General features: G+C 60.0%; 16 protein-coding genes. 13 read left to right on the top strand and 3 right to left on the bottom strand.

Going from position 1 to position 16,953, the window contains the following annotated elements; translation table 11 throughout:
* Nucleotides 1-80 precede the first annotated feature (80 nt).
* From ABGA49_RS08105 to ABGA49_RS08095, 3 genes are read left to right on the top strand one after another with little or no spacing between them, the layout of a single operon-like run.
* On the top strand, nucleotides 81-1,115 hold the full coding sequence (locus ABGA49_RS08105; RefSeq protein WP_134319172.1) for an ABC transporter substrate-binding protein: 1,035 nt from the start codon (nucleotides 81-83) through the stop codon (nucleotides 1,113-1,115).
* Nucleotides 1,102-2,103 (top strand): iron ABC transporter permease, encoded by a 1,002-nt coding sequence (locus ABGA49_RS08100; RefSeq protein WP_347665450.1) that lies wholly within the window; start codon nucleotides 1,102-1,104, stop codon nucleotides 2,101-2,103. Before ABGA49_RS08105 ends, ABGA49_RS08100 begins: the two co-directional genes overlap by 14 nt.
* Nucleotides 2,100-2,870: an ABC transporter ATP-binding protein gene (locus tag ABGA49_RS08095; RefSeq protein WP_134319056.1), complete on the top strand. Its 771-nt coding sequence runs from the start codon at nucleotides 2,100-2,102 to the stop codon at nucleotides 2,868-2,870. Before ABGA49_RS08100 ends, ABGA49_RS08095 begins: the two co-directional genes overlap by 4 nt.
* Here the strand turns inward: ABGA49_RS08095 and ABGA49_RS08090 are convergent.
* Nucleotides 2,832-3,563, bottom strand: a complete 732-nt coding sequence (locus ABGA49_RS08090; RefSeq protein ID WP_347665407.1) for a substrate-binding domain-containing protein — start codon at nucleotides 3,561-3,563, stop codon at nucleotides 2,832-2,834. The genes ABGA49_RS08095 and ABGA49_RS08090 overlap by 39 nt on opposite strands.
* Before the next feature lie 162 nt (nucleotides 3,564-3,725).
* On the opposite strand from ABGA49_RS08090, the gene nikA reads away from it, so the two are divergent.
* From nikA to nikR, 6 genes are read left to right on the top strand one after another with little or no spacing between them, the layout of a single operon-like run.
* The gene (gene nikA / locus ABGA49_RS08085; protein WP_347665406.1) at nucleotides 3,726-5,297 is read left to right on the top strand and encodes a nickel ABC transporter substrate-binding protein; all 1,572 of its coding nucleotides are present in this window, start codon (nucleotides 3,726-3,728) and stop codon (nucleotides 5,295-5,297) included.
* Nucleotides 5,294-6,235, top strand: coding sequence for a nickel ABC transporter permease subunit NikB (gene nikB, locus ABGA49_RS08080; protein ID WP_061492763.1), 942 nt, complete (start codon nucleotides 5,294-5,296; stop codon nucleotides 6,233-6,235). The genes nikA and nikB overlap by 4 nt, the downstream gene beginning before the upstream one ends.
* Complete coding sequence (gene nikC, locus ABGA49_RS08075) at nucleotides 6,235-7,068, top strand: nickel ABC transporter permease subunit NikC (protein ID WP_061492762.1); 834 nt, start codon at nucleotides 6,235-6,237, stop codon at nucleotides 7,066-7,068. The genes nikB and nikC overlap by 1 nt, the downstream gene beginning before the upstream one ends.
* Nucleotides 7,068-7,832 carry a nickel import ATP-binding protein NikD gene (gene nikD / locus ABGA49_RS08070; RefSeq protein ID WP_061492760.1) on the top strand — a complete coding sequence of 255 codons (765 nt, stop codon included), beginning with the start codon at nucleotides 7,068-7,070 and terminating at the stop codon, nucleotides 7,830-7,832. Before nikC ends, nikD begins: the two co-directional genes overlap by 1 nt.
* Nucleotides 7,829-8,614, top strand: coding sequence for a nickel import ATP-binding protein NikE (nikE, locus tag ABGA49_RS08065; protein ID WP_088238336.1), 786 nt, complete (start codon nucleotides 7,829-7,831; stop codon nucleotides 8,612-8,614). The genes nikD and nikE overlap by 4 nt, the downstream gene beginning before the upstream one ends.
* The gene (nikR, locus tag ABGA49_RS08060) at nucleotides 8,602-9,003 is read left to right on the top strand and encodes a nickel-responsive transcriptional regulator NikR (protein ID WP_061492756.1); all 402 of its coding nucleotides are present in this window, start codon (nucleotides 8,602-8,604) and stop codon (nucleotides 9,001-9,003) included. The genes nikE and nikR overlap by 13 nt, the downstream gene beginning before the upstream one ends.
* A gap of 2 nt (nucleotides 9,004-9,005) precedes the next feature.
* Here the strand turns inward: nikR and ABGA49_RS08055 are convergent, their stop codons facing one another.
* Nucleotides 9,006-10,097, bottom strand: coding sequence for an iron-containing alcohol dehydrogenase family protein (locus ABGA49_RS08055; protein ID WP_061492754.1), 1,092 nt, complete (start codon nucleotides 10,095-10,097; stop codon nucleotides 9,006-9,008).
* A gap of 216 nt (nucleotides 10,098-10,313) precedes the next feature.
* Between ABGA49_RS08055 and purB the strand changes: the two genes are divergently transcribed.
* Genes purB through ABGA49_RS08035 form a run of 4 tightly spaced genes read left to right on the top strand, consistent with a single transcriptional unit; the run spans nucleotide 10,314 to nucleotide 14,681 of the window.
* Nucleotides 10,314-11,681, top strand: coding sequence for an adenylosuccinate lyase (gene purB, locus ABGA49_RS08050; protein WP_061492752.1), 1,368 nt, complete (start codon nucleotides 10,314-10,316; stop codon nucleotides 11,679-11,681).
* Nucleotides 11,678-12,205 (top strand): GNAT family N-acetyltransferase, encoded by a 528-nt coding sequence (locus ABGA49_RS08045; protein WP_061492750.1) that lies wholly within the window; start codon nucleotides 11,678-11,680, stop codon nucleotides 12,203-12,205. Before purB ends, ABGA49_RS08045 begins: the two co-directional genes overlap by 4 nt.
* Before the next feature lie 11 nt (nucleotides 12,206-12,216).
* A complete protein-coding gene (locus tag ABGA49_RS08040) occupies nucleotides 12,217-13,362 on the top strand; it encodes an amidohydrolase (protein WP_061492748.1) in 1,146 nt (381 codons plus the stop codon).
* On the top strand, nucleotides 13,359-14,681 hold the full coding sequence (locus ABGA49_RS08035; protein ID WP_088238334.1) for an MmgE/PrpD family protein: 1,323 nt from the start codon (nucleotides 13,359-13,361) through the stop codon (nucleotides 14,679-14,681). Before ABGA49_RS08040 ends, ABGA49_RS08035 begins: the two co-directional genes overlap by 4 nt.
* On the opposite strand, the gene ABGA49_RS08030 is transcribed toward ABGA49_RS08035, so the two are convergent.
* Nucleotides 14,658-16,952, bottom strand: a complete 2,295-nt coding sequence (locus tag ABGA49_RS08030; protein WP_347665405.1) for a molybdopterin-dependent oxidoreductase — start codon at nucleotides 16,950-16,952, stop codon at nucleotides 14,658-14,660. The two genes, ABGA49_RS08035 and ABGA49_RS08030, sit on opposite strands and share 24 nt — an antisense overlap.
* Nucleotide 16,953 lies beyond the last annotated feature (1 nt).

Genomic DNA, 16,953 nt, shown 5'->3' with positions numbered 1-16,953 from the left:
TGCAGGTGCATTCGTTATATAATTTAATATATATCGCCAACTCCTTTATGAGCGATACCATGTCAAAAATCACATCATTGATGCTGGGCTTTACGCTGGCCTGCGCCAGCCTGTTTGCCCACGCAGAACGCACCCTCACCGATCAACTGGGACGCCAGGTCACCCTGCCGGACCATGTCACCCGCGCAGTGGTGCTACAACACCAGACCCTCAACCTGCTGGTGCAGCTCAACGCCACAGACGATGTTGTTGGCGTCCTCAGTAGCTGGAAGAAGCAGCTTGGTCCGGGCTTCGCCCGCTTTATGCCGACGATTAAAACGCTCCCGACACCGGGCGATCTGACCCAGGTGAACATTGAAAGCCTGCTGGCGCTACACCCGCAGGTGGTATTTATCGCCAACTATGCGCCAGCCGATATGATCCAGCAGATCGAACAGGCTGGGATTCCGGTGGTCGCCGTGTCGCTGCGTGAAGATGCCGCCGGGGAGAAAAACAAAATGAACCCCACCATGGACGATGAAGAGAGAGCCTACAACGAGGGGTTGAAGCAAGGGATCCGCCTGATCGCAGACGTGGTGGATCGCAAACAACAAGCGGAAGATCTGATCCATTACACCTTTGCCGCGCGCGAAAAAGCGAACGCCCCTGTGGCGAAGGTTGCCGAAGCAGACAAAATCCGCGTCTATATGGCCAACCCGGATCTGAATACCTATGGCTCCGGTAAATATACCGGCTTGATGATGGAGCACGCTGGCGCGAAAAACGTGGCTGCCGCGACCATCAAAGGCGCGCATCAGGTGTCGCTGGAACAGGTGATCCAGTGGAATCCGCAGGTCATTTTTGTGCAGGATCGTTACCCGGAAGTGGTGACCGCTATTGAGAACGATCCAGGCTGGAAAAACATCGATGCCGTGAAAAACCACCGTGTCTGGTTGATGCCGGAATACGTCAAAGCCTGGGGCTATCCGATGCCGGAAGCGCTGGCTATCGGCGAGCTGTGGATGGCGAAAAAACTCTACCCGGCACGTTATGCAGCGGTGAATGTCGACGCCGAAGCGCAGAAATATTACCAGCGCTTCTACCGTGTTGACTGGCACGCGAATGCAGGCCACTAACCGCTACCCGCTGCTGCATGGCGGGTTTATTGTCCTGACACTGTGCCTGGCGCTGGCCTCACTCTGTCTGGGCCAGTACCGGCTGGGGCTGAGCGAGGTGATGCAACAGATCGTCTCCTTTCCGGGTGATGGCACCGCCGGGCAGATTGTCTGGTCGGTGCGTTTGCCGCGTATTCTGCTGGCTCTGCTGGCGGGCGGCGGGCTCGCGCTGTGTGGTGCGGTGTTACAGGGTGTGTTCCAGAACCCATTAGTGGATCCGCATATTATTGGTGTGACCTCCGGCTCCGCGTTTGGCGGAACACTGGCCATTTTGCTTGGCGTCAGCCCGCTCATCATGATGGTCTCCACCTTTGGTTTTGGCCTTGGTGCGCTGATTCTGGTCTGGCTTATTGCCGCCTTACAGCAGCGGGAAAACACCCTGATGCTGATCCTCTCCGGCATTATCATCAGCGGTTTTTTTGCCGCACTGGTGAGCCTGATGCAGTACCTGGCTGACAGCGAAGAGACCCTGCCCAATATCGTGTTCTGGCTACTGGGCAGTTTTGCCACGGCCAACTGGCATAAAGTCGCTATGCTGGCCATTCCGGTCTCGTTCGTCACCGTGGTGCTGTTTCAGTTGCGCTGGCGCATTAATCTGCTGGCGCTGGAAGAGAAAGATGCGTTGGCGCTGGGCGTGCCGCTGAAAATGCTGCGTCGCAGCGTGCTGATCTGCTGCGCGGTGCTGGTTTCGTCGCAAGTGGCGGTCAGCGGCAGCATTGCCTGGGTCGGCCTGGTTATCCCGCATCTGGCGCGTTTGCTGGTTGGGGCGGATCACCGCCACCTGTTGCCCGTCGCCTTCTGGCTTGGTGGCAGCTTTATGATTGTGGTGGATGATCTGGCGCGTACCCTGACGCAGGCGGAGATCCCTATCGGTATAATCACTGCGCTGCTTGGCGCACCGATGTTCGCGGTACTGCTTTTCCACACCACCCGCAGGAGCACGCAATGACACAACCCGCGTTAACGGTTGAAGGACTGGTTTTCGGTCGCGGCCAACCGCTCTTTTCACCGCTCAGCTTTTGTTGCAAGCCGGGGGAAATCTGGGCAGTCCTGGGGGCGAATGGCCTGGGGAAAAGTACCCTGCTGGATACGCTCACCGGTGTGCTGCCGGCGCTGGCGGGCCATTTTACCGTGCAGGGCGGTATCAGTATTGTGCCGCAATCTTTTCGCCCAGCCTTTGACTGGAGCGTGCATGATGTGGTGCTGATGGGCCGCGCCCGCCATGTGGGGCTGCTCTCAATGCCCTCGAAACAGGACAATAGGCATGTCGACAATGCCCTGCGTCGGCTCAATCTGCACACTCTGGCCCGCAGTACCTTTCTGACGCTCTCCGGCGGGCAGCAACAACTGGTGATGATTGCCCGCGCGCTGGTCAGCGGAAATCGCACCCTCCTGCTGGATGAACCCTGCTCGGCGCTCGATCTGGCGAACCAGCAAATCGTCTTACAGCTGATTGCCACCCTGGCTCATCGTGAAGCACGCAGCGTGGTGTTCACCACCCACGATCCTACCCATGCCTGGCAGGTTGCCGACAACACACTGCTGCTATTGCCGGATCAGCAATGGCTCGCCGGAAAGACGCACACCCTGCTGAGCGAAGAGAACCTGCAACGCGCCTACGGTATACCGGTACGCCGCATCCAGCTTGATGACGCACACGGTGCGGCGCTGGTGCCACTATTCGATCTGCGGCGGCAAGAACCCGGCGGCCTGTAACCACGTCTGCCCCTGCGAAGAGAGAATAAAGTGCATCAGCGGCGTCGCCTGTGCCTCCAGCAGCGCCAGTTGATAGTCGCAGCGAATATTGTCGGCCTCCGGGATCGTCACCACCCGCAGATCCGCCTCTTCTGACAGGCGCCGGGTATAGTGTTGATAGCCAATAAACATATCCGCCCATCCCTGACGCAACAGCCACGCGCTGGCAATCTCGCCTGGCGGCACGCCTAAGGTTTCACGTCCGCCCACCAGCGGCAACGCGCGCTGCATCAATTGCTGCCCAAGACCGGGGCGCAGGGTGTCGATATGGGCAAACAACTGCCAGGTGTAGTCGCCGGAAGGATCGCAGCCGGGCGTGGAGGTCGCCAGACGCAGCCGGGTATCCGCCAACAGCGTAAGCCAGTCGGCCTGCCGTGTGGACGCGCTATGACGAACTGTCAGGCTCAGGCAGTTACGGGCAAAGGTGTGCACCTCGAGCGCACACCCGCTTGCCAGTAAGGCCTGCGGGTGTGCGGTATTGGCCGAGGCAAACAGTGCGCAGGGTTCTCCGGCCTCAATACGTTCCCGCAGCAGGCCCGCCGGGCCAAAATCCGCCGTCACCGCCATTCCACTCTGCTCGCGAAAGGCCGCCAGTAAAGGGGTAAAGGCAGACTTCAGGCTTCCTGCCGCCAGGATATTCAGCGTTGTAGTCATCCTATTTACCCTTCTGAGTACGCTGCCATCATGCTACCTGTGCAGGCTGTGCGGTTAAACCCCTTTAAGTGACAGGGTTTTTGATCCAAAACATACTATTCGTATGATGAATATCTAAAATCATCATACTTCTTCGCCATACTTTTCGTCAGGGAACCTACTGTGTCTTTCTATCGTCAAGCCGGCGCTCTGCTGCTGCTCTGCGCATCTTTCGCCGTTTCTGCGGCGTTACCGACGCTCACCACCGCCTGGCCGGTGAACGTTGGCCCACTGAATCCACACCTTTACACTCCGAACCAGATGTTCGCCCAAAGCATGGTTTACGAAGCACTGGTGAAATACCAGGCCGACGGCAGTGTGAAGCCCTGGCTGGCAACAAGCTGGACGCACTCGGAAGACGGCAAAATCTGGGTCTTCACCCTGCGCGAGGGGGTGACTTTTTCCAACGGCGAACCCTTTAATGCCCAGGCGGCGGCAGAGAATTTTCGCGCCGTGCTGGATAATCGCCAGCGCCATGCCTGGCTGGAGCTAACCAATCAGATCACCGACGTCAAAGCCCTGAGCCCCAGCCAGTTACAAATTACCCTGAAAAGCGCCTACTATCCTTTCCTGCAAGAACTCTCCCTGCCCCGCCCGTTCCGCTTTATCGCCCCCTCGCAATTTAAACAACACGGAACAAAGGACGGTATCGTCGCACCAGTTGGCACCGGGCCGTGGGTGTTGCAGGAATCGCGCCTGAACCAGTACGACGTGTTGGTGCGCAATGAACATTACTGGGGCGAAAAACCGGCATTCGGTAAAGTCATCGTCAACGTGATCCCCGACCCGACCAGCCGCGCCGTGGCGTTTGAAACCGGGGATATCGATCTGCTGTACGGTAATGAAGGGCTGCTGCCGCTGGATACGTTTGCCCGCTTCAGTCAAAACCCGGCGTGGCATACACAGCTCTCCGCCCCGATGGAGACCGTGATGCTGGCGCTAAACTCGGCACGCGCACCAACGAACGAGTTAGCCGTGCGTGAAGCGCTAAACTATGCAGTGGACAAAAAGACGCTGATTGATGGCGCACTGTATGGCACACAACAGGTTGCCGACACGCTGTTTGCCCCGTCTGTACCGTACGCCAATATTGGCCTGAAACCGCGCCAGTACGATCCAGCGCAGGCGCGCGCGCTGCTGGATAAGGCGGGCTGGACGTTACCCGCCGGGAAAACCATCCGTGAAAAAGCCGGGCAGCCGTTGCATGTCGAATTGGCGTTTATCGGCACCGATGCGTTAAGCAAATCGATGGCAGAGATCATCCAGGCCAATCTGCGTGCTATCGGCGTGGACGTTGCACTGGTTGGTGAAGAAGAGAGCAGCATTTATGCACGTCAGCGCGACGGGCGTTTCGGCATGATTTTCAACCGCACCTGGGGCGCGCCGTACGACCCGCACGCCTTTATGAGCTCAATGCGCGTACCGTCGCATGCGGATTATCAGGCGCAGCTTGGCCTGCCGGACAAGGCTGTGATCGACAAAGAGATTGGTGAAGTGCTGACGACCCGCGAAGAAACCGCACGTCAGGCGCTATACCGGGATATTCTCACCCGTCTGCATAACGACGCGGTCTATCTGCCGATTAGCTATATCTCCATGATGGTGGTGGCGAAACCCGAACTGGGGGCCATCCCCTTCGCCCCCATCGCGTCGGAGATCCCCTTTGATCAGCTCACGCCAGGCGCCGCAAAATGAGCCGCTATATCTGCAAGCGCTTGCTGTTGCTGATCCCGATGATCTTCGCCGCCTCGGTGGTGATTTTTCTGCTGCTACGCCTGGGCGCGGGCGATCCGGCAATGGACTATCTGCGGCTGTCCAACCTGCCACCCACGCCGGAGATGATTGCCGCCACCCGCATCCAACTGGGTCTCGACCAGCCGCTGATCGCGCAATATAGCCACTGGCTATGGCGCGCGCTGCACCTTGATTTCGGCCTCTCTTATGCCACGCAACGCCCGGTGCTGGACGATGTACTGCACTTTCTGCCCGCCACGCTGCAACTGGCAGGCGCTGCGCTGGTGCTGATTTTACTCACCTCTGTCCCACTCGGCATCTGGGCGGCGCGCCACCGCGACGGGCTGCCGGATTTCGCCGTACGGGCAATCGCGTTCCTCGGGGTGTCGATGCCTAACTTCTGGCTGGCCTTCCTGCTGGTGATGTTTTTCTCCGTGCATTTGCAGTGGCTGCCCGCCCTGGGTTATGGCGGCTGGCAGCATGTGATCCTGCCTGCGCTCTCTATCGCGTTTATGTCGCTGGCCATCAACGCCCGTTTGCTGCGCGCCAGCATGCTGGAAGCCGCCGGGCAGCGCCATGTGACCTGGGCACGGCTGCGGGGGTTAAGCGAGAAGCAAACTGAGCGGCGGCACATTCTGCGTAATGCTTCGCTTCCGGTGATCACTGCGCTGGGGATGCACATTGGCGAGCTGATTGGCGGTACGATGATTATCGAAAGTATTTTCGCCTGGCCCGGTATCGGGCGCTATGCGGTGTCGGCGATTTTTAACCGCGACTACCCGGTGATCCAGTGCTTTACATTAGTGATGGTCATGGTCTTTGTGCTGTGCAACCTGGCGGTGGACCTGCTGAGCGCAGCGCTGGACCCGCGTATTCGTCACCATGAAGGAGCGCACTGATGCACTTTCTGAACACGGCCCGCTGGCCGGTGCGTATTGCGTTGCTGATCTTATTCCTGCTGTTGGTGATTGCCCTGACCTGCCAGTGGTGGACACCTTATGATCCGCAGGCCATTGATTTACCTGCCAGGCTATTGCCACCGGGTAGCCAGCACTGGCTCGGTACAGACCATCTCGGGCGCGATATTTTCTCACGCTTAATGGCCGCCACGCGTGTTTCGCTGGGATCGGTCATGCTGTGCCTGCTGCTGGTACTGGCACTGGGCTTAACGGCAGGCGGCTGCGCCGGACTGCTGGGCGGCCGGGTTGACCAGGGGATAATGCGCGTGGCGGATATCTTTATGACCTTCCCCACCTCCATCCTCTCCTTTTTTATGGTCGGCGTACTGGGCACCGGGCTGACCAATGTCATCATCGCTATCGCCCTTTCCCACTGGGCCTGGTACGCCCGCATGGTGCGCAGCCTGGTGATCTCGCTACGCGGTCGTGAGTATGTACTGGCGGCACGGCTCTGCGGTGCCAGTTCTCTCCACGTCTTTCGCGATCACCTGGCAGGCGCAGTGGTACCGTCTCTACTGGTACTGGCGACGCTGGATATCGGTCATATGATGCTGCATGTGGCGGGCATGTCCTTTCTGGGTCTCGGCGTCACCGCGCCAACCCCCGAATGGGGTGTGATGATCAACGACGCACGGCAATATATCTGGACACAGCCGCTGCAAATGTTGTGGCCAGGACTGGCGCTGTTTATCAGCGTGATGGCATTTAACCTGGTGGGCGACGCGTTGCGCGACCATCTTGATCCTCATCTGGAAACGGAGCACGCCCACTGATGCCTGCACAACTGAGCCTGGAGAGTATTACCCTGCATGCGGAACGCCCGCTGGTGCAGGACGTCTCGTTAACGCTGCAACGCGGGCGCGTGCTGGCACTGGTGGGCGGCAGCGGTAGCGGCAAATCACTGACCTGCGCGGCGGCACTCGGCGTATTACCGCCTGGCGTGCGGCAAACCGCTGGCCGGGTGCTGGCGGATGGCGCGATTGTCAGCCCGCAGGCGCTACGCGGCATCACCGTCGCGACAGTGATGCAAAACCCGCGCAGCGCGTTTAATCCGTTACGCACCATGGCGGAACATGCACGGGAAACCTGCCTGGCGTTGGGCAAACCCGCAGATGACGAAACACTGCTGGCGGCACTGCAGGATGTGGGGCTGGACGAGGCGCAACGCGTACTCTCGCTCTACCCCTTCGAGATGAGCGGCGGCATGCTGCAACGGATGATGATTGCCATGGCGTTGCTCAGCGACGCGGCCTATATCGTTGCCGATGAACCCACCACCGATCTTGATGCCGTGGCGCAGGCGCGCATTCTGGATTTACTGGAGAACATTGTTCGCAAGCGCCAGCCCGGCATGCTGCTGGTGACCCACGATATGGGTGTCGTAGCACGCCTGGCGGACGACGTGGCGGTGATGGATCACGGACGCATTATTGAATATGGCGCGGTGCAGTCACTGTTTCACGCACCGCAGCACCCGGTGTCACGCCAACTGGTGGCGGCGCATCTGGCACTGTACGGGATGGAGCTAACCTCATGAATCTGCTCGATGTGAACGGTCTGTCACATGGTTATCATCAGCAACGGATCCTCGACAATATTTCCCTGCAACTGAAGAGCGGCGAGACGGTTGCCTTACTGGGACGCAGCGGCTGTGGTAAAAGCACGCTGGCACGGCTGCTGGTCGGGCTGGAAACGCCAAACGAGGGCAATGTGGTCTGGCAGGGCACGCCGCTGTCCCGGCTTGACGCCCGCGCCCGCAAAGCCTTTCGCCGCGATATTCAGATGGTCTTTCAGGATCCGATAAGTGCGGTGAACCCGCGTAAAACCGTGCGCGACATTCTGCGCGAACCCTTGCGCCATTTGTTGAAACTGGCGAAAACGGAACAGCAGGCGCGCATTACGCAGTTGCTGGACGATGTTGAGCTGGAGAGCACGCTGCTGGATAAACGCCCGCCGCAGCTGAGCGGCGGTCAGTTGCAGCGCGTGTGCCTGGCGCGTGCGCTGGCGGTGGAACCCACGTTGCTGATTCTGGACGAAGCCGTCTCCAGCCTGGATTTGGTGCTCCAGGCCGGGGTGATTCGCCTGCTCAAACGCCTGCAAGAGCGATCCGGCGTCGCCTGCCTGTTTATCACCCACGATTTACGTCTGGTGGAGCGCTTTTGCCAGCGGGTGATGGTAATGGAAAACGGCACTATCGTTGAAACGCTGGACGTCGCGACGCCGCTACGTTTTACCTCTCAGGCCGGGCAAACGCTACAACAGGCGGTATTGCCTGCCTTCCCCCGCGCATTAACAAGGATCCTGCCATGCAACGCGTGACCATAACACTGGATGATGACCTGCTCGAAACGCTGGATAACCTCAGCGAACGCCGTGGCTACAACAACCGCTCAGAAGCGCTGCGGGACATTCTGCGCAGCGCGCTGTCACAGGAGTCCGCACAGGACAATGAAAAGCAGGGCTACGCCGTGCTCTCGTACGTGTATGAACATGAGAAACGCGATCTGGCGAGCCGTATCGTCGCCACGCAGCATCATCATCACGATTTATCTGTCGCCACCTTGCATGTGCATATCAGCCACGACGACTGCTTAGAGATTGCCGTGCTGAAAGGCAAAATGGGTGAAGTACAGCATTTTGCCGACGACGTTATCGCCCAGCGCGGCGTGCGCCACGGCCATTTGCAATGCCTGGCGGCAGAAGAGTAAGGCTATACCGCATAGCGGGGTGTAAAAAATTGCTCCGTCAGGCGTAGCGCTCGTTCAATGCGTGCGGGCTCCAGCGAAAACGGTAAATGCTCCGCCGCCGCGCGAGGAAAATTGATACTGCGCGCCACCGCCTGGATCACCGCCAGGCGGATCTCTTTCAGCGGCGCCAGCGTCAGCGGCATCTCGTACTGACGCAGTAAACTCAGCAGCGCGGCGTCCGGTGTTTCACCGTCGCCTTCGAGGAACGACTGCACCAGCAAGCTGTAACCTACCCGCTCGCCATGCAGCCAGTCACGCAGCGCCGGTTCGTAGGTTAACCGGTTATGAATAGCGTGTGCGACGCCTGGTGTGGGGATCTCGCCGCGAATGCTGTTGGCCAACCCGGCAATCGCAATATTGGCATCAATAACATTGATTAACGCCTCGCTGACAACCTGCGCTTTATTATCCTGTACCGCCTGCGCACCGTGTTTTTCGTAAATATCCACGGCCAGTCGGGCGGTCTGCACTTTTAACTGCAACGCCAGGTTATCCGGCGAATGTCGTAAATAGGGACGGAATTCGTACCATTTCGCCAGCGCATCCACGATACCCGCTTTTAAATAACGCACGTCGCTCTGTGCAATAATTTCACTGTCCACCAGTACCAGTCGCGGCAATGTTTTCAACGGTTGACTGCGGATTTGCCCGCCTTCTTCAGTATAAAACACCGACAGCGGCGACCAGGCCGCGCAGGTAGAGGCGACCGTCGGGATGGTGACCGACTCACCGCCGTCAAGCGCATCCGCTACGGCTTTCGCGGTATCCAGTACGCGACCGCCGCCGACGCCAACAATCCACTGCACCCCCAGTTTTCGTGCGCGCTGGGCGTAATGCGCCACCCGCTCGTCGGTACAATAGCCGGTCATGATCTCGGTCTGCCATTTCACGCCGCTGGCGCGCAAACTGCTTTCCAGGGCCGGGTTCACTCGTGCCCAGGCCTGCGCACTGGTAATAATTAAAATATGCTGTGACAGCGGTGAAATATATTTCCCTGCGTCATGACGAATACCTGACTGGTGGAACCAGGTTTGCGGCGTTTTTATCGCAAGCATTGAATTGTCCATTTAATTAATTAAATCGCATTATCAGCTCATGCTACAAAAATAAAAACAAAAAACAATCTTTCCTATTTTCTGTATTTTCATATCGATAGAAGAATATTAGATAAGGCGACAAATGCCTTGCCGCCGGTATATTCATGAATGAAGATGCTGAACAGAAAATAAAGTTAACCGGCATCTTTTTTTAATTTACGACAGGCACATAACATGTCATCGCATCCCATCGACTTTCTGATTATCGGCAATAACTTCGCCACACCGGAAATGCGCGCCATCTGGTCGGAAGAAAACCGCCTGCGCCAGCAGGCCGCCGTGGAAGTGGCGCTGGCGCGTGCGCAAGGTGAACTGGGCGTCATTCCGCCGAAGGCCGCACAGGAGATTGCCGACCGCGCGCAACCGCAGGCGCTGCAACTGAGCGATATCGCCCAACTCGCCGCGCAAATGAAGCACTCTTTTATGCCCACGCTGACGGCGCTGCAACAGCAGTGCGGCCCGGCGGGGGAATACCTGCACTACGGCGCCACCACGCAGGATATCGTCGATACGGCCACCATTTTGCAACTGCGCGATGCACTAGGCATTATCCGCCGCGATACCGTTGGCGTCGCCCGCGCCCTGCGCCAGCTTGCCGAACGCCACCAGCACACACTGATGGTCGGCCGTACTCACGGCATGCAGGCGTTGCCCACGACCTTTGGGTTTAAGGTCGCCGTCTGGCTGGATGAGTTTTTGCGCCATCTGACGCGTATCAACGAAATCAGTCCGCGCGTACTGACGGGCAACATCAACGGCGCTATCGGCACCAATGCGGCGCTGGGCGATCAGGGGCCGGAGGTGGAGCGTCGCGCACTGGCGCTGCTCGGGCTGGCCTGCCCGACGATTGGCTGGCAATCCGCACGCGATCGCTTGAGCGAATTCGCCTCGCTGGCGGTGCTGATCAGCGGTTCGCTCGGCAAAATCGGCAACGAACTCTACAACCTGATGCGGACCGAAATCGGCGAAGTGGAAGAGCCCTTCAGCGCCGGGAAAATCGGTTCCACCACCATGCCGCACAAGCGTAACCCTGCCGCGATTGAAGGGCTGGCAAGCCTGACTGCGCCCGTGCGCCACAGCGCCGGTCTGATTTTTGAGTCAATGCATGTTGAACACGAGCGCGATGCCATGAGCTGGCGCGCAGAGTGGCTGGCGCTCCCGGAAATCTGTCTCTATCTCTCTGCGCAACTGCAAAACGCACAGGGGATCCTTAACGGCCTGACGGTGAATAGCGAAAAAATGCGCGCCAATCTGGATATCCAGGCCGGGCTGCTGCTGTCGGAGCGGGTGATGTTTGAAGCCGGGAAAACCCTCGGGAAACAGACGGCGCACCACCTGGTGTACACCTGCGCGATGACGGCATTTGAAAGCGGACGCGATTTTAAAAGCGTGCTGGCGGAACAACCGGAAATCGCCGGTGCAATCAGCGGCGCCGATCTCGACAGCTGGCTGGATCCGGCGCGCTATTTAGGCAGCGCGGTCGAAAAAGTCGGTGATGTCTTGCGCGCCGCAGATGACTCGCAGTTGCTGGAGAGGGTATGAGCGAGCACTATCGCCAGCTGACCGCCGCCGACCGCGATATCTATCTGACGCTGATGCTGGAAGCCTACGCGCAGGTGCGTGAGATGGGCATTCATTTTGATGCCGCCACCACCACCGCCGCGCAGGTGACGCAACACCTGCAACAGCACGGTGTCTGGGGGCTGTTTGTCGATGATGCGTTAGCCGCCTCCATTACGCTGCGCTACCCGTGGGGGCCGCTGCCGGGGCCGTTTGGCCTGCCGCATATCGGCTGGTTTGGCGCGCATCCGCGCCATCGCGGGGAGCAGCGCGGGCGGCAAATCTACGACTGGGTGGAGACCCATATTCTGCGCGGTGTGTTGCGCGCGCCTGCGGTGTCGCTTGGCACCGCCATCAGTCACCCGTGGCTGATCCCCTTTTACCAGCAGTATGGCTTTGTGCCTTCGCATGAGGCGGATCTGGGCAAAGGCCATATCACCCTGTTTATGAAAAAAATCCTTGATGACGCTAACCACACCGCGTGGCTGGCGCGTCGTTCACCCTGATGAGTAACGCTATGACCGACATCGCTGAATTACCGGCCTGGCTGACCGACTTTCGCCATGAACTGCATCGTTTCCCTGAACTCTCTAACCAGGAGTTCGCCACCACCGCCCGTCTTCGTGCCGCGTTGGAAACCTACCAGATACGCATTCTGCCGTTAGACTTGCCGACCGGGCTGGTCGTTGAACTGGGCGGGCAACAACCGGGCCCGTTGATCGTCCTGCGCGCGGATATCGACGCACTGCCGATTGATGAAAAATCCGGCGTGCCGTTCAGCTCAGAGCACCCCGGCGTGATGCATGCCTGCGGCCATGATTTCCACAGCGCCTCGGCGCTGGGCGCAGCGATTTTGCTCAAACAGCAGGAAAGCAGCCTGCCCGGACGCGTGCGCATTCTGTTTCAACCCGCGGAAGAGACCGGACAAGGCGCACCGGCGGTGATTGCCGCAGGCGCGCTGGAGGGGGCAACGGCGATTTTTGGCATCCATAACGATCCGGCGCTACCGGTGGGCGTTATGGGCAGTAAAGCCGGCGCGCTGACTGCGGGCGTTGACCGCTTCCGCATTGATATCACCGGCACCGGCAGCCATGCTGCGCGCCCGCATGAAGGCAACGATCCGGTGGTGATCGCCGGGCAACTGATCTCTACCCTGCAAACCCTGATCAGCCGTAACGTCCCGTCCGATGAAAACGCCGTGCTCTCCCTGACTCAGGTGCACAGCGGCAGCACGTGGAACGTGATCCCGGATAGCGCCTGGCTGGAAGGCACCGTGCGTACCTTTAGCCAGACGGTGCGTGAACAGATTGAGCAGCGCATGCGTGATGTGCTGACAGGGCTGGCCGCCGCGTTTAACGCGCGCATCACGCTTGACTGGCAGCCCGGCCCGCCGTCGGTGGTGAACAGCGAAGAGTGGGTCTCGCTGGCGCTGGAAACTGGTCAGGAGGCAGGTTTTGACGCCCGCCGTATCGCCGCGAATCCGATTGGCGAAGACTTCGCGTTTTACCAGCAACGTCTGCCCGGCGCGTTTATCATGATTGGCTCCGGCGGCCCGTATGCCCTGCACCATCCCCAGTTCCGCGTGGATGACGCCGCGCTGTTCCCCACCGCACAGTGGCTGGCGACGCTGGCGGTAGAAGCGCTGAAAAAGGCGACGGCATGAGCGATATCACCCAGGCTGTCGCCCGGCTGATTGTCGACACGCAGCCGGATGACGCCGCCCGTGAACAGGCGCGGCGCGGTGTGCTCGACTTTTTCGCCGTCGCCTTGCCGGTGGTGAACGGCGCATTACCTGACGCTACCTTAGCGTCATTGCGCCAAATCTGGCCGGGGCAGGACGCGCAGTCTCGCGCGCTGCGTCTTGGCTACAGCGGACATGCGCTGGATTTCGATGATTTTCACCCGGATTTTCGCGGGCATGTCGGGACGGTCATCCTCCCGGCGTTGCTGGCGCTGTCGGCAGAGAGCGCCATCATTGAACCGACGCAGTTTCTCGATGCCTTTGCGCTGGGTGTGGAAATGGCAGGCCGCCTGGGTCTGGCGGTCGGCAGCGGTCATTATGTGCAGGGCTTTCACAACACCAGCACCCTCGGCGTGCTGGCAGCAGCGGCGGCCTGCGCCCGTCTGGTGAAGGCGGATCCTGCGCAAACCGCGAATATCCTCGCCATTGCCGCCACTCAGGCTGCCGGATTACGCGTGCAGTTCGGTTCGGATATCAAACCGCTGCATGCCGGGCTGGCGGCACGGGCGGCGGTCACCGCCGTACAACTGACGCAGCATGGCGTCAGCGCGCAAACAACCGGCGCGCTGGAGAGTTTTCTCGCCGCTTATAGCCCCACGACTGCCCGCCCGGCGTTGCTCACTGAATGCTGGGGCGCGCCGTGGCGCATTGTTACACCAGGGCTGGAGTTTAAGCCCTGGCCGACCTGTAGCGGCACCCACGGCGCTGCGCTGGCGGCACTGACGCTACGTGAGAAATGGCTGGCGGCAGGGTTTTCCATTGCGCAGTTACACCACGATGTGGAGCGGATTGAGGTGGCGTTTCCGCCCGGCGGCGATGTGGCGGCATTTATTCATACCCCGACCAATGGCGTTGAAGCCCGTTTCAGCCTTGAATATGTGATCGCCGAATGCTTACTGGACAATGATTTGCCGTTGAGCAGTTTCGCCCCCGGCAATGTCAAACCGGCTACCGCCGCGCTGGCGGCACGCGTCGTGCGTACGCCGGATCACAACGCGCCGCCGGACGCGCTCAACCCAGCTGCGCGTTTTCATCGCCTTCGCGTAACCACCCGCGCCGGAGTGATACTGGAAACCGAAGCCACACGCCAGATGCTGCTGGCAAAAGGCGTGGATTTAGCGGAGAAACTACACCGCTGCCTGCCACAAGCGGATGACGCCACCCGCAATGGCTGGCTTACGCTGACCCGTCTGGAGAGCGCCCAGGCGCTGCGTACCCTACAGGCGCTCTTGCTGGTTTAGGGGCACAAAAGCCTGCACCTCGCCGACATCGCCGGTAAACAGAGACACCTGAACGACAGTGATCTGCCCGCTGCACCCTTGCCCCAGCGAAGAGGTACCGATGTCGCGCGTCAGAACGTTGGGGTTACCATGACGACACAGTGGACGCGCAGCCAGCGGGTCCACCGGATCGTACCAGGCACCGGTCGGCAGTTGCACCACGCCGGGCATGATGTTCTCCGACAAAGTCACCGCCGCCAGCACGGCACCGCGCAGGTTATGCAACATAATCATCGCCCCTTCGGTAATACCGCGCGCAGCGGCGTCGGTCGGATGCATCATGCACACCTCTTTACCCTGCTGTTTATGCCGTGCACTGTGTCGCCCGTAGTCGAGCTGACTGTGCAGGCGGGTGGCGGGTTGATTGGCAATCAGCCACAGCGGATGCTGCGCGTCGGGTTGTTCGTCCGGCGTCAGCCACACCGGGTGACCGGGGCAATCAGCATAGTTGAAACTGGCGATGGTCGCCGAATAGATCTGGATTTTGCCATCCGGCGTCGGTAAGGGGTGCGCATCGGGATCATCACGAAAACGGCGCATCATGCGCCCGCCATCGTCCACCTGCGGCAGCGTCAACACGCCCTGCTGCCAGAAGCGGTCGAAATCGGGTGTTTTCACCCCTTCCTGCGCCAGTTTTTCCTGCATCTGCCCGTACAGATGTTGTAACCACTCACGCACCGTACGCCCTTCGGTAAACGCCTCTTCACGCCCCAATCGGGCGGCAATATCCCGGAAAATAGCAAAATCATCCCGCGCGTCGCCCCACGGTTCAGCCACCGGGTGCATGGCGAACAGGTGTCTGTCCGTTGGCGCGCCGCCCACGTCTTCGCGCTCCAGCGTCATGGTGGCGGGTAAGATCAGATCCGCATGACGCGCGGTCGCCGTCAGGCTGTGTTCGTGGACAATCAGCGTATCCAGTTGACAAAACGCGTGGCGCAACCGCGCCAGATCCTGGTGATGATGGAAGGGGTTACCGCCCGCCCACCACGCCAGCTTAATGTGCGGATAGCGGCGGCGCTGGCCGTTAAAATCAAAGGGCGCGCCAGGGTTGAGCAGCATATCGGCGATACGCGCGACCGGAATAAACTCGTCAACGCCATTGTTGCCCTGCGGCAGCGAGGGGAAAGAGACGCGGTTAAACGCTTTCCCGTAGTGACCCAGCGCCCCCAGCGCATAGGCATAGCCGCCGCCGGGCAGACCGGGTTGCCCCAACGCCGCGGCCAGCACCATGCCCAGCCACACCGGCTGCTCGCCGTGCTGCGCACGTTGTAACGAATGGGCGACCGTGACCACCACGCGCTTACCGTGCAGGCGCTGCGCCAGCGCAACAATGTGTGCGGCAGGCACGCCGCAAATGGCTTCCGCCCAGGCGGCATCCCGCACCGTGCCATCCTGCGTACCATTGAGGGAGGCAACCAGCGTTGGCCAGCCGGTGCAGTAACGCGCCAGAAAATCTTCATCACTCAGCCCGTGTCGCCATAAGGTGTGCAAGAGCGCCAGCATTAATGCCGCATCAGTACCCGGGCGCACCGGTATCCACTCCCCGGCGGCTTCATCCGGCAAGTCATGGCGCAATGGGCTGATGGAGATAAATTGCGCGCCGCGTTCGGCAGCCTGGCGCATATACCCGCGCTCGGTGTGTTCGCTCATGCCGCCGCTGGCGACCTGGGAATTTTTCAGCGCCAGACCGCCAAAAGAGAGCACTATCTCGCTGTGTTCGGCAATCTCACGCCAGCTCACACCGCGCCGGGAAATCTCATCCTGCGAGGCAGCAATGTGCGGCAGGATCACGCTGGCCGCCGCAGAACTGTATGACCATACCGAGCGAACATAACCGCCGATGGTGGTGTTCAGAAAACGGTGCACCTGGCTCTGCGCATGGTGGAAGCGCCCGGCGCTGGACCAGCCATACGAACCGCCAAACACCGCTTGCGGGCCAAAGCTATCCGCCACGCGTTGCAGTTCGTTTGCCGCCAGATCCAGCGCCTGCGCCCAGCTAATGGCAATGTACTCATCGGCCCCGCGCCGCGCGTCCGGGCCTGGCCCCTGCTCCAGCCAGCCTTTGCGTACCATCGGCCTGGTCACGCGCGCCGGGTGGCGCAGCACATCGGTAAAATTGTCCAGCAACGGGCTGGGATCGGGATCGCCAGCAAAGGGCGTAATGTGCAGTTCATCCCCCGCCGGGGTGGCAGTAAACGCTCCCCAGTGGGAGCTGTGCGTCACGGGCGGCATA

Origin of the sequence: Kosakonia sp. WA-90 (assembly GCF_039871955.1) — a bacterium.
Classification (GTDB): Bacteria; Pseudomonadota; Gammaproteobacteria; order Enterobacterales; family Enterobacteriaceae; genus Kosakonia; species Kosakonia oryzendophytica.
This window is presented reverse-complemented; position numbering and strand designations above follow the sequence as displayed.